The following is a 12,151-nucleotide window of genomic DNA, read 5'->3' as shown; positions in this document are numbered from 1 at the left end:
CAAATTAGGACGATTTCGGAGAACAGGGCTTTCGTTGAAGAGTCGTTTAGTTAGAATCAACGCTTATCATTGCCAGAACATTTATTTGGAATATTTATGAACCTCAAGGGAAAACGCAGAACGCTGTTTCTGCTGCTGGCGGTCGTGGTTTTAGCCGGTGGGTACTGGCTATGGCAGGTGCTGAATGCGCCGGCGCCGCAGTATCAGACGCTGATTGTTCGCCCGGGCGAACTGCAGCAAAACGTCCTCGCGACGGGCAAGCTTGACGCTTTGCGCAAGGTTGACGTCGGGGCGCAGGTCAGCGGCCAGCTGAAAACGCTGTCGGTTGAGATTGGCGACAAGGTGAAAAAAGGCCAGCTGCTCGGCGTTATCGATCCTGAGCAGGCTGAGAACCAGATCCGCGAGGTGGAAGCCACGCTGATGGAGCTGCGCGCGCAGCGTGCCCAGGCGCTGGCAGAACGTAACCTGGCTCAGGTAACGTTGACCCGTCAGCAGGCGCTGGCCAAAACCCAGGCTATTTCGAAACAGGATTTAGATACTGCCACCACTGAACTGGCGGTGAAACAGGCGCAAATTGGCACGATTGACGCGCAGATCAAACGCAATCAGGCCTCGCTGGATACGGCAAAAACCAACCTCGACTACACCAAAATCGTCGCGCCAATGGCGGGTGAAGTTACCCAGATCACCACGCTGCAGGGCCAGACGGTGATTGCCGCGCAGCAGGCGCCGAACATTCTGACCCTGGCGGACATGAGCACCATGCTGGTCAAAGCCCAGGTCTCAGAGGCGGATGTGATCCATCTTAAGCCGGGGCAGAACGCCTGGTTTACGGTGCTTGGCGACCCGCAGACGCGCTACGAAGGCGTGCTTAAAGACATTCTGCCGACGCCGGAAAAAGTTAACGACGCTATCTTCTACTATGCCCGCTTTGAGGTGCCAAACCCGCAGGGCGTGCTGCGTCTGGACATGACCGCACAGGTGCATATCCAGCTGACCGGCGTGAAGAACGTGCTGACCATTCCGCTCTCTGCGCTCGGCGAGTCCGCCGGTGATAGTCGTTATAAAGTGAAAGTGCTGCGCAACGGCGAAACGCGCGAGCGCGAGGTCGTGATCGGCGCGCGCAACGACACCGACGTGGTGGTGGTGAAAGGACTGGAAGAGGGCGAGGAGGTTGTTGTCAGCGAAAGCCTGCCCGGAGCCGCTAAATGACGGCGCTGCTTGAGCTAAATAACATTCGTCGCAGCTATCCGTCAGGCGACGGCCCGGTGGAGGTGCTGAAGGGCATCTCCCTGCGCGTGGAGGCGGGCGAGATGGTGGCGATTGTCGGCGCGTCGGGTTCCGGTAAATCGACGCTGATGAACATTCTCGGCTGCCTGGATAAACCGACCAGCGGGACCTATCGCGTGGCCGGGACGGATGTCTCCACGCTGGACGGCGACGCGCTGGCGAAGCTGCGCCGGGAACACTTCGGCTTTATCTTCCAGCGTTACCATCTGCTTTCTCACCTTAACGCGGCCCAGAACGTGGAAGTGCCCGCGGTGTATGCGGGTGTCGAACGGAAAAAGCGCCTTGAGCGCGCGCAGATGCTGCTGACGCGTCTGGGGCTGGCGGAGCGGGTGGAGTACCAGCCGTCGCAGCTGTCAGGCGGCCAGCAGCAGCGCGTGAGTATTGCCCGCGCACTGATGAACGGCGGGCAGGTGATCCTCGCGGATGAACCGACCGGCGCGCTCGACAGCCATTCCGGTGAAGAGGTGATGGCGATCCTCCATCAGCTTCGCGATCGGGGGCACACGGTGATTATCGTTACCCACGATCCGCAGGTGGCGGCGCAGGCAGAACGCATTATTGAGATCCACGACGGCGAACTGGTCAGCAATCCACCGCCGCGTGAGTCCAGGGCTGCGGCGCCGAAAGAAGCGCTACCGGCATCAACCGGCTGGGGACAGTTCTCCAGCGGCTTTCGCGAAGCGCTGACCATGGCCTGGCTGGCGATGGCGGCTAACAAAATGCGTACCCTGCTGACGATACTCGGCATCATTATTGGTATCGCCTCGGTGGTATCGATCGTGGTGGTGGGCGACGCGGCCAAGCAGCTGGTGCTGGCCGATATCCGCGCCATCGGCACTAATACCATTGACGTCTATCCGGGCAAAGATTTTGGTGACGACGAGCCGCAGTATCAGCAGGCGCTGAAGTATGACGATCTGGCGGCAATTCAGAAGCAGCCGTGGGTGAACTCCGCCACGCCTGCGGTGTCGCAGAACCTGCGTCTGCGCGTGGGGAATGTTGACGTGGCCGCCAGCGCGAACGGCGTGAGCGGGGACTATTTCAACGTCTACGGCATGACCTTCAGCGAAGGCGCTACCTTCAACGCCGAGCAGCTGGCGGGCAGGGCGCAGGTGGTGGTGCTGGACGCGAACTCGCGCAGGCAGCTCTTCCCCAATAAAGCCAGCGTGGTGGGCGAAGTGATCCTGGTCGGCAACATGCCCGCCACGGTCATTGGCGTGGCGGAAGAGAAGCAGTCGATGTTTGGCAGCAGCAAGATCCTGCGCGTCTGGCTGCCCTACACCACCATCTCCGGGCGGATTATGGGACAGTCCTGGCTCAACTCCATCACCGTGCGCGTGAAGGAGGGCTACGACAGCGCGCTGGCCGAACAGCAGCTTGAACGGCTGTTAACCCTGCGCCACGGGAAGAAAGATTTCTTCACCTGGAATATGGACGGCCTCTTGAAAACGGCGGAAAAGACCACACGTACTCTTCAGCTGTTTCTCACGCTGGTGGCGGTGATCTCGCTGGTCGTCGGCGGCATCGGGGTGATGAATATCATGCTGGTGTCGGTCACCGAGCGCACGCGAGAGATCGGTATTCGCATGGCGGTCGGCGCCCGGGCCAGCGATGTGCTGCAGCAGTTTTTGATAGAGGCGGTTCTGGTGTGTCTGGTCGGCGGGGCGATGGGCATTGCGCTCTCGATGATGATCGCGTTTGCGCTCCAGCTCTTTTTACCCGGCTGGGAGATTGGCTTCTCGCCGGTTGCCATTATCACCGCGTTTTTGTGTTCGACCTTTACCGGCATTTTGTTTGGCTGGTTGCCTGCCCGCAACGCGGCGCGGCTGGATCCGGTGGACGCGCTGGCTCGGGAATAACCCGAAAATAAAAATGCCAGCCGATCGGGCTGGCATTTTGACTGCGGGATGTACACAATAAAACAGAGAGCTATGCAACCGTCTCTGCTTCAACGGGTACGATTAGGCTTGCATGATTGCCTTTTGGTCCCTGATGTACATCGAACCGGACGGACTGCCCGGCTTTGAGCGTTCTGTAACCATCCATCTGAATGGTGGAATAGTGAGCGAAGATATCCTCGCCGCCGCCTTCGGGGCAGATGAAGCCAAACCCTTTGGCGTTGTTGAACCACTTAACAGTACCCATTTCCATGCTTCGACATCCTTCGTAAATCTTATAAGTTAAGATGGAATGAACCGGTGGTGGAGTGGGGGCTGTTCAAAACCTCGCCATCTCACGCTTGTACAATTTAGAGAAACGAAAGAAGTCGTCAAGCGTTTGGCGCTGGAGATGGGACAATAATCAACCAAAGTTTGAAGCAGTTAACGCTATTGCAACAGTTTGTGACAGACATCGCGGATGACAGTAATAGATGATTGTTATCTAACATCTGAGGTAGATTCAAAGTGGTTATGCATAATGGGTAAGACCAACGATTGGCTGGATTTCGACCAGCTGGCGGAAGACAAAGTGCGCGACGCGCTAAAACCGCCATCTATGTATAAAGTTATGTTAATGAACGATGATTACACGCCGATGGAATTTGTTATTGACGTGCTACAAAAGTTCTTTTCTTATGATGTAGAACGTGCAACGCAACTGATGCTTACCGTTCATTATCGTGGCAAAGCTATCTGCGGCATCTTCACAGCCGAAGTGGCGGAAACCAAAGTGGCGATGGTGAACGACTATGCGAGGGAGAACGAGCATCCGTTGCTGTGTACGCTGGAAAAGGCCTGATAAGGCATAAAATTGGGGGAGGTGCCTATGCTCAATCAAGAACTGGAACTCAGTTTAAATATGGCTTTCGCCAGAGCGCGTGAGCACCGACATGAGTTTATGACCGTCGAGCATTTACTGCTCGCACTGCTTAGCAACCCATCTGCCCGCGAAGCGCTGGAAGCCTGCTCCGTGGATCTGGTGGCGCTACGTCAGGAACTCGAAGCCTTCATCGAACAAACCACACCGGTGCTGCCAGCCAGTGAAGAAGAGCGCGACACGCAGCCGACGCTCAGCTTCCAGCGCGTGCTGCAGCGCGCGGTATTCCACGTCCAGTCTTCCGGGCGTAGCGAAGTGACTGGCGCAAACGTCTTAGTCGCCATCTTCAGCGAGCAGGAGTCACAGGCTGCCTACCTGCTGCGCAAACACGAAGTCAGCCGCCTCGACGTGGTTAACTTTATTTCTCACGGAACGCGCAAAGACGAGCCTAACCAGGCATCGGATTCCAGCAATCAGGTCAATAACAATGAAGAGCAAGCAGGCGGGGAGGATCGTATGGAAAACTTCACCACCAACCTTAACCAGCTTGCTCGCGTTGGCGGTATCGACCCGCTGATTGGTCGCGATAAAGAGCTGGAGCGCGCGATCCAGGTGCTGTGCCGTCGCCGCAAGAACAACCCGCTGCTGGTGGGTGAGTCAGGCGTGGGTAAAACCGCGATTGCCGAAGGGCTTGCCTGGCGCATTGTCCAGGGTGACGTGCCGGAAGTGATTGCCGACTGCACCATCTACTCGCTGGATATCGGCTCGCTGCTGGCGGGCACTAAATACCGCGGTGATTTTGAAAAACGCTTCAAGGCGCTGTTAAAACAGCTGGAGCAGGACACCAACAGCATCCTGTTTATCGATGAGATCCACACCATCATCGGCGCAGGTGCGGCCTCCGGTGGCCAGGTGGATGCCGCGAACCTGATCAAACCGCTGCTCTCCAGCGGCAAGATCCGCGTGATTGGCTCCACGACCTACCAGGAGTTCAGCAACATCTTTGAGAAAGACCGTGCGCTGGCGCGCCGCTTCCAGAAAATCGACGTGACCGAACCATCCGTCGAGGAAACGGTGCAGATCATCAACGGCCTGAAGCCGAAGTACGAAGCGCACCACGACGTGCGTTACACCGCGAAAGCGGTCCGTGCGGCGGTGGAGCTGGCGGTGAAATACATCAACGACCGTCATCTGCCGGACAAGGCGATTGACGTGATTGATGAGGCGGGGGCGCGTGCGCGCCTGATGCCGGCCAGCAAGCGTAAGAAAACCGTTAACGTGGCGGATATCGAGTCCGTGGTGGCCCGCATCGCGCGTATCCCTGAGAAGAGCGTTTCTCAGAGCGACCGCGACACGCTGCGCACCCTCGGCAATCGCCTGAAAATGCTGGTCTTTGGTCAGGATAAAGCCATTGAGGCCTTAACCGAAGCGATCAAGATGGCCCGCGCCGGGCTGGGGCATGACCACAAGCCTGTCGGTTCCTTCCTGTTCGCTGGCCCAACCGGCGTGGGCAAAACCGAGGTGACGGTTCAGCTCTCCAAAGCGCTGGGCATTGAGCTGCTTCGCTTTGATATGTCCGAGTATATGGAGCGTCACACCGTCAGCCGTTTGATTGGTGCGCCTCCGGGCTACGTGGGCTTTGACCAGGGCGGCCTGCTCACTGACGCGGTGATCAAGCATCCGCACGCGGTACTGCTGCTCGATGAAATCGAGAAAGCGCACCCGGACGTGTTCAACATCCTGCTGCAGGTGATGGACAACGGGACGCTGACCGACAACAACGGGCGCAAGGCGGACTTCCGCAACGTGGTGCTGGTGATGACCACCAACGCCGGCGTGCGTGAAACCGAGCGTAAATCCATCGGCCTGATCCACCAGGACAACAGCACCGATGCGATGGAGGAGATCAAGAAGATCTTTACGCCGGAATTCCGTAACCGTCTGGACAACATTATCTGGTTCGATCACTTGTCTACCGAGGTGATCCATCAGGTAGTGGATAAGTTCATCGTCGAACTGCAGGTTCAGCTGGATCAGAAAGGCGTGTCGCTGGAAGTGAGCCAGGAGGCCCGCAACTGGCTGGCCGAGAAAGGCTACGACCGAGCGATGGGTGCCCGTCCGATGGCGCGCGTGATTCAGGACAACCTGAAGAAACCGCTGGCGAACGAGCTGCTGTTTGGCTCTCTTGTCGACGGTGGTCAGGTGACGGTGGCGCTGGATCAGGCGAAGAATGAGCTGACGTATGATTTCCAGAGCGCGGCGAAGCACAAGCCGGAAGCGGCTCACTGAGTGAGTTGAACGTTAATGTTAAAAACCGGGCTTTTGCCCGGTTTTTTTTATGCCTGCCAAGGTAAAAGCAAAATGACAACAGTGTTGTCGTTTTTAGTGTTTTCTCCCTCTCCCTGTGGGAGAGGGTTGGGGTGAGGGCAACAGACCGCAGAGGAATTTTGCGAGGCGCTTTCCAGTTTCCTTCGAAGTCAGTTGCTGGATAAAACCACAGTAATAAAATGGCGTCGCACCTGCAAAATCAGGTGCCGGGATTGGCGTCCTGATTACACACATATGGAAAGATGTTGCTAACGCAACGTCACTGGTTTCGTTCACTCTTTTTTTAGCTGCGGTATAATCCGTATCTTCAAATATGGTGGGCTGAACCGGGGCTTCTTTTGAAGCGCCGATTTTCCATATGGTCGGTACGCCAAACCGGTTCAGTCTGCCACCCGAAGTTGGCGTTTCTGGTGGTAGTTTTCAGCTCTTAATATGGAAATTATGAATATGGAAAACCAGTCTATCTCCCAACTCTACAGCGAACTCTCCCTCAACCCCGATCTCCCAACCCTTGCAGAGCGCTGCAAATTGCTCACCGAAATCCTCCTCGATTGCACATCACTCCCACAAACGCAGCCCATCTGTCGCTGCCTTGGGGCGTATCTGGAAGAAATGAAATCCGGCCTCACAGAGTCAATGCGTGATTTTCAGGTGGTGGAATTTGAGGACGAAGCGGAACAACCGAGACAAAAAAAGTGGCTGCTTGAAGACACCGAAGCACAGTGTGATTACTGTCGGGCGTTAAACCACATACTGCTGGTATCGCATTTTGACCGCGATATGTTGCCGCACCTGACGGGATTACTCCATGACATGGCTCATTCTATGGCGGGGGATTTAATCGCTCCTGTACAACCGTGAATGACAATACATCTTCCGACGCAGCAACACTAAAGCCATAAATAAAAAAGGCCGGGATTATCCCGACCTTTTAAATATTCATCTGCCATTACAGGCGAAAACAATTAGCGACTACGGAAGACAATGCGGCCTTTGCTCAGGTCGTACGGGGTCAGTTCAACAGTCACTTTGTCGCCCGTCAAAATGCGGATGTAGTTTTTGCGCATTTTACCGGAGATGTGCGCAGTTACCACGTGACCGTTTTCCAGCTCTACGCGAAACATGGTATTAGGCAACGTATCAAGTACGGTACCCTGCATTTCAATATTGTCTTCTTTGGCCATCTAATCCTCTGGGGTATCACTACCAAGTTTTGAACCGGCAAGATAATGCCGAAATTCATCAATTAAGTAAAGAATTGCGCGATTAAAACGCAGCAAAACAGTTTCGGCGCATTGCCCAAGCGTCACGGTACAACCGAACAGGAAGCGCATTCGTAAAGGGGAGACAACAGGATAAACGTCAGGACGTTATCTGAAGCGAGGGTCCCAAACGGCGGCGGGGCAACAGGCAGAAGCTACTCTGCGGCATAATTATAACACCCTCACAAAAAATATGCGGAAAACATTTAGGCATTGGGCATAAAGAGCGTTCTCGGTATCCAGAAGTCGCGCGGGAGCTTCTCCTGACGGCTGGCATCCAGCTGTTCGATGTACTGGCGTCGCGGGATTTCAACAGCACCCAGGGAGGCCGTGTGCTCGTTGAGCACCTGACAATCGATCAGGCGTCCGCCGCGCTGGGCAAACGCCTCGCAGAAGACCAGCAGCGCGGTTTTCGAGGCGTTAACCGCACGAGAGAACATCGACTCGCCGCAAAACAGCGTCCCCTGCGCCACGCCGTACATGCCGCCGACGAGCGCTCCGCCTTCCCACACCTCGATGGAGTGGGCGTAGCCAAGCTCATGGAGCTGGTGGTAGGCGGTAATGATATCGCGGGTTATCCATGTCCCTTCATAGCGGTCTTCGGCACAGCCTTCAATGACCTGACCAAAGGCGTGATTGAGGGTGACGCGGTAGGGTGATTTCGCATGGAAACGCTTCATGCTGCGGCTCGCGTGAAACTGCGCTGGCCACAGCACGGCACGCGGATCGGGGGACCACCATAAAATCGGATCGCCGGGGGAAAACCAGGGGAATATACCGCGCTGGTACGCCATTAATAGCCGAGCGGGGCTGAGGTCACCTCCAAGGGCCAGCAGCCCGTTGGGCTCACGCAGCGCCCCTTCCGGAGAAGGGAACGCGATGTTATGACGAGAAAGCTGGACCAGGCGCATGACAGCAAAACTCCAGTACGCGAGTAAGGACGCTACAAATATAGTCTACAGACGCTGTTTAAACTGGTAGTAGCGACCCTGTTTCGCCAACAGCTCTGCGTGACTACCTTGCTCAATAATGTGTCCGTTGTCCATCACAATTATCCGATCAAAACTCGCCAGTCCGCGCAGGCGGTGTGTGACCATCAGCACGGTTTTGCCGGTCATGACATTCGCCAGTAAATCAAGGATTTGGCTTTCGGTTGTGGCATCCAGCCCTTCGGTGGGTTCGTCGAGCAGCATCAGCGGCGCATCGTGCAGCAGCGCGCGCGCAATAGCCAGACGGCGCAGTTCACCGCCCGAGAGCTGACGGCCGCCTTCGCCCAGCCAGCTGTTCAGCCCGTCGTCCTCAAGCAGTTTTTGCAGCCCGACCTGCTCCAGCACGGCGCGAAGCGCATCATCAGAGGCCTCTGGCGCGGCCAGCAGCAGGTTATCGCGCAGGGTGGCGCTAAACAGATGCACGCGCTGCGGAACGACGCTCACCGTCTTGCGCAGGGCCTGCTCGCTGAAATCGGTCAGCAACGTGTTATTAAAACGAATATGGCCGCGCTGCGGATCCCAGGCGCGGGTCAGCAACTGCAGCAGCGTCGATTTACCGCAGCCGGTACGGCCGAGGATCGCCATCCGCTGACCTGCGTTAACAGAAAGGTTGATACCGTCCAGCGCGTTCTGCGCCTGTTTGTCATAGGCGAAGGTGACATCTTCAAGCGTCAGCGCAACCTGCTCTGGTACCGCGGTCTGCCCGGCACTGAACGTGACTTCAGGCTCCTGCTCGGCAATCTGCGTGATGCGCAGGGCAGAGGCGATCACCTGGCCCAGATGCTGGAAGGCGCCCGTTACCGGGGCTAGCGCCTCAAACGCCGCCAGCGCGCAGAAGACGAAAAGGGCAATAAGAGGACCCGGCTGTGAATTCCCCCCGACATCGCCGGAAGCCAGCCACAGCATGGCAATCACCGCCACGCCGCCGATTAACATCATCAGGGCCTGAGAGAAGGCCGTCAGCTCCGACTGGCGGCGCTGGGCCTCATGCCAGTTAAGCTCCGTACTTTCCATCCGCGCACGGTAGCGCTTACTGGCGCCAAAAATTGTCAGCTCTGCCTGCCCCTGAAGCCAGGAGGTGAGCTGCTGGCGGTAGTCCCCGCGCAGGCGCGTCAGGTTTTCCCCGGTAGATTTCCCGGCGCGGTAAAACAGCGGCGGCAGTATGATGAGCGTCAGCAGCATGATCCCGCCCAGCGTCAGCGCAACGGAAACATCCAGAACAGACAGCCCCAGCGTGACCACCACAATCACCACAAACGCGCCAACGATCGGGGAAATCACGCGCAGGTAAAGGTGATCCAGCGTGTCGACATCCGCAACGACACGGTTAAGTAGCTCACCCTGACGAAAACGCGCCAGCCCGGCAGGGGAGAGGGGCAGCAGTTTGCTGAAGGTGTAGATGCGCAGGTGCTGCAGCACGCGGAAAGTGGCGTCGTGGCTGACCAGCCGTTCGAAATAGCGTCCGGCTGTACGGGTGATGGCGGTACCGCGAACGCCGGCAGCCGGGAGCATATAGTTGAAGCTGTATAAACCGGCGAAGCCCGCGACGGCCGAGGCCGACAGGAACCAGCCGGAAAGCGTGAGCAGGCCAATGCTGGCGAGCAGTGTGACAATCGCCAGCACAATCCCCAGCGTCAGCATCCATTTGTGGCGTTTATAGAGCGCAAGATAAGGCAGCAGAGCACGCATCAGATGTCCTCCTGACGGTTCGCCAGCAGGGCGGCAAACGGTCCCTGCGCGGCAACGAGAGAGGCGTAATCGCCTTGCTCAACAATACGGCCGTTCTCCATGACCCAGATCTGGTCCCAGTCGGCAATCCCCTCCAGCTGATGGGTGACCATCAGGGTGGTTTGCTGCCGGGAGGCGGCGTTCAGGGCCTCCATTACGCGCTGTTCGCTGTGGGCGTCCAGGCTGGCGGCGGGCTCATCCAGCAGCATCAGCTGGCATGGATTAAGCAGCGCGCGGGCAACGGCTACGCGCTGCGCCTGTCCGACCGACAGCCCGGCGGACTGATCGCCGACCACGGTATCTACCCCCTGCGAAAGCAGCGGCAGAAACTCGCTGACCCAGGCGCGGTCGAGCACCGATTGCAGTTCATCTTCACGCGCGTCCGGGCGCGCCAGCAGAACGTTTTCACGCAGCGTAGAGGCTGGAAGCTGCGGGTTTTGTCCTACCCAACTGAGCTGTTTACGCCAGGCGTCTGGATCGAGGTTGCGCAGTTCGGTTTTGTTGATCCGCAGTGAACCCGTGTAGGCCATAAAGCCGGATAGCGCATTCAGCAGAGAACTTTTACCGGAACCGCTGGTGCCGACGAGCACCACCCGTTGTCCGGCAGGTAAGGTAAAGTTCAGCGGACCCGCGAGCACTTTGCCTTCCGGTGACAGAATAGAAAAGTCCTGCGCTTCAATGGTCACGGGGTCTTTAGCATTCAGCGTCACGTCACCCCGCTCCGGGTGAGCCAGCGGCGTTTCAAGGAACGTTTTCAGGCTATCGGCTGCGCCAACCGCCTGCGCTTTGGCGTGATAGAAGGTCCCCAGATCGCGGAGCGGCTGGAAAAACTCCGGGGCCAGGATCAGCGCCAGGAAACCGGCAGAAAGGGTCACCGCCGTGCCGTAATGGCCGAAATCCAGCGCGCCAAGGTAGGAGAAGCCAAAGTAGACCGCCACGAGGGCAATCGACAGCGAGGTAAAGAATTCCAGTACGCCGGAGGATAAGAAGGCAAGGCGTAACACTTCCATGGTGCGCTGACGAAAGTCCTGCGATGCCCGGCGAATATTTTCGGTTTCCGCTTCACCGCGGCCAAAAATGCGTAACGTCTCCATGCCGCGCAGACGATCGAGGAAATGACCGCTCAGGCGACCCAGTGCCAGGAAGTTACGGCGGTTGGCATCCGCTGCCCCCATGCCGACCAGCGCCATAAACAGCGGGATCAGCGGGGCGGTGCCCATCAGAATCAGCGCAGCCATCCAGTTCACCGGGAAGATGGCGATCACAATCAGCAGCGGAACGAAGACGGCAAGGGCCATTTGCGGCAGATAGCGCGCATAGTAGTCGTGCATATCGTCAATCTGCTCAAGGATCAGCGTCGCCCAGCTACCGGCCGGTTTACCCTGGATCCACGCGGGCCCCGCTTCCTGAAGACGATCGAGCACCTGACGGCGGATCTCGTAGCGGATGTGCTGTCCGGCGTGAAAACCGACGCGCTCACGCAGCCACACCACCCAGGCGCGCAGGATAAAAATCAGGATCAGGACAATAAAAGGCAGCAACAGCGCTTCGCGCGGGATGTTCTCCATGATCATGTGATTAAGAATGCGGGCCAGCAGCCATGCCTGGGCAACAATCAACAGACCGCTAACGAACCCCAGGAGACGGGAAATCGTAAGCCAGCGGCGGGAAATAACGCTTTGCTGTTTCAGCCAGCGTGTTAACTCTTGTTGACGGGTTTTTTCCATTGCGTACTTTGCAGGTGACGTTATTAGAAATTGGGCAGCGCAATGTTACAACGGGGAGACAATAAAGGCG

General features: G+C 57.3%; 10 protein-coding genes. 5 read left to right on the top strand and 5 right to left on the bottom strand.

Annotation, left to right across the window (positions count from 1 at the left end):
* The first annotated feature begins 96 nt into the window (after positions 1–96).
* Together macA and macB are read left to right on the top strand one after the other, a co-directional pair.
* Entirely contained in the window at positions 97–1,212 is a 1,116-nt protein-coding gene (gene macA, locus ADJ24_RS17740) for a macrolide transporter subunit MacA (RefSeq protein WP_023310975.1), read from the top strand.
* Positions 1,209–3,149 (top strand): macrolide ABC transporter ATP-binding protein/permease MacB, encoded by a 1,941-nt coding sequence (gene macB / locus ADJ24_RS17735; RefSeq protein ID WP_023310976.1) that lies wholly within the window; start codon positions 1,209–1,211, stop codon positions 3,147–3,149. The genes macA and macB overlap by 4 nt, the downstream gene beginning before the upstream one ends.
* Positions 3,150–3,219: 70 nt before the next feature.
* On the opposite strand, the gene cspD is transcribed toward macB, so the two are convergent.
* A complete protein-coding gene (cspD, locus tag ADJ24_RS17730; protein WP_006809408.1) occupies positions 3,220–3,441 on the bottom strand; it encodes a cold shock-like protein CspD in 222 nt (73 codons plus the stop codon).
* 267 nt (positions 3,442–3,708) lie between these two features.
* Here cspD and clpS point away from each other — a divergent pair, with 267 nt between their 5' ends.
* The 3 genes from clpS (at position 3,709) to ADJ24_RS17715 (ending at position 7,236) form a co-directional block, all read left to right on the top strand.
* Positions 3,709–4,029 carry an ATP-dependent Clp protease adapter ClpS gene (gene clpS, locus ADJ24_RS17725; RefSeq protein ID WP_006174393.1) on the top strand — a complete coding sequence of 107 codons (321 nt, stop codon included), beginning with the start codon at positions 3,709–3,711 and terminating at the stop codon, positions 4,027–4,029.
* A 27-nt stretch (positions 4,030–4,056) separates the two neighbouring features.
* The gene (gene clpA / locus ADJ24_RS17720) at positions 4,057–6,336 is read left to right on the top strand and encodes an ATP-dependent Clp protease ATP-binding subunit ClpA (protein ID WP_008499992.1); all 2,280 of its coding nucleotides are present in this window, start codon (positions 4,057–4,059) and stop codon (positions 6,334–6,336) included.
* Between the two features lie 471 nt (positions 6,337–6,807).
* Positions 6,808–7,236, top strand: a complete 429-nt coding sequence (locus tag ADJ24_RS17715; protein ID WP_407044325.1) for a hypothetical protein — start codon at positions 6,808–6,810, stop codon at positions 7,234–7,236.
* Positions 7,237–7,340: 104 nt separating this feature from the next.
* Here ADJ24_RS17715 and infA read toward each other — a convergent pair whose 3' ends face one another.
* From infA to cydD, 4 genes are all read right to left on the bottom strand, one after another.
* Positions 7,341–7,559, bottom strand: coding sequence for a translation initiation factor IF-1 (gene infA, locus ADJ24_RS17710; protein ID WP_002211347.1), 219 nt, complete (start codon positions 7,557–7,559; stop codon positions 7,341–7,343).
* A 284-nt stretch (positions 7,560–7,843) separates the two neighbouring features.
* Positions 7,844–8,548: a leucyl/phenylalanyl-tRNA--protein transferase gene (aat, locus tag ADJ24_RS17705; RefSeq protein WP_023310978.1), complete on the bottom strand. Its 705-nt coding sequence runs from the start codon at positions 8,546–8,548 to the stop codon at positions 7,844–7,846.
* Between the two features lie 45 nt (positions 8,549–8,593).
* Complete coding sequence (cydC, locus tag ADJ24_RS17700) at positions 8,594–10,315, bottom strand: heme ABC transporter ATP-binding protein/permease CydC (protein WP_023310979.1); 1,722 nt, start codon at positions 10,313–10,315, stop codon at positions 8,594–8,596.
* Positions 10,315–12,081 carry a heme ABC transporter permease/ATP-binding protein CydD gene (gene cydD / locus ADJ24_RS17695; RefSeq protein ID WP_023310980.1) on the bottom strand — a complete coding sequence of 589 codons (1,767 nt, stop codon included), beginning with the start codon at positions 12,079–12,081 and terminating at the stop codon, positions 10,315–10,317. Before cydD ends, cydC begins: the two co-directional genes overlap by 1 nt.
* Positions 12,082–12,151: the final 70 nt, after the last annotated feature.

This window comes from Enterobacter sp. 940_PEND, assembly GCF_001059415.1.
Taxonomy (GTDB): Bacteria; Pseudomonadota; Gammaproteobacteria; order Enterobacterales; family Enterobacteriaceae; genus Enterobacter; species Enterobacter cloacae_M.
The sequence above is the reverse complement of the archived record's forward strand: the minus strand, read 5'-3'. Positions and strand labels throughout refer to the sequence as shown.

What these genes read in the sequence shown, in the direction of transcription:
- macA (WP_023310975.1), top strand. Translation starts at nt 97, where the DNA reads ATGAACCTCAAGGGAAAACGCAGAACGCTGTTTCTGCTGCTGGCGGTC.
- macB (WP_023310976.1), top strand. Translation starts at nt 1,209, where the DNA reads ATGACGGCGCTGCTTGAGCTAAATAACATTCGTCGCAGCTATCCGTCA.
- cspD (WP_006809408.1), bottom strand. Translation starts at nt 3,441, where the DNA reads ATGGAAATGGGTACTGTTAAGTGGTTCAACAACGCCAAAGGGTTTGGC.
- clpS (WP_006174393.1), top strand. Translation starts at nt 3,709, where the DNA reads ATGGGTAAGACCAACGATTGGCTGGATTTCGACCAGCTGGCGGAAGAC.
- clpA (WP_008499992.1), top strand. Translation starts at nt 4,057, where the DNA reads ATGCTCAATCAAGAACTGGAACTCAGTTTAAATATGGCTTTCGCCAGA.
- ADJ24_RS17715 (WP_407044325.1), top strand. Translation starts at nt 6,808, where the DNA reads ATGGAAATTATGAATATGGAAAACCAGTCTATCTCCCAACTCTACAGC.
- infA (WP_002211347.1), bottom strand. Translation starts at nt 7,559, where the DNA reads ATGGCCAAAGAAGACAATATTGAAATGCAGGGTACCGTACTTGATACG.
- aat (WP_023310978.1), bottom strand. Translation starts at nt 8,548, where the DNA reads ATGCGCCTGGTCCAGCTTTCTCGTCATAACATCGCGTTCCCTTCTCCG.
- cydC (WP_023310979.1), bottom strand. Translation starts at nt 10,315, where the DNA reads ATGCGTGCTCTGCTGCCTTATCTTGCGCTCTATAAACGCCACAAATGG.
- cydD (WP_023310980.1), bottom strand. Translation starts at nt 12,081, where the DNA reads ATGGAAAAAACCCGTCAACAAGAGTTAACACGCTGGCTGAAACAGCAA.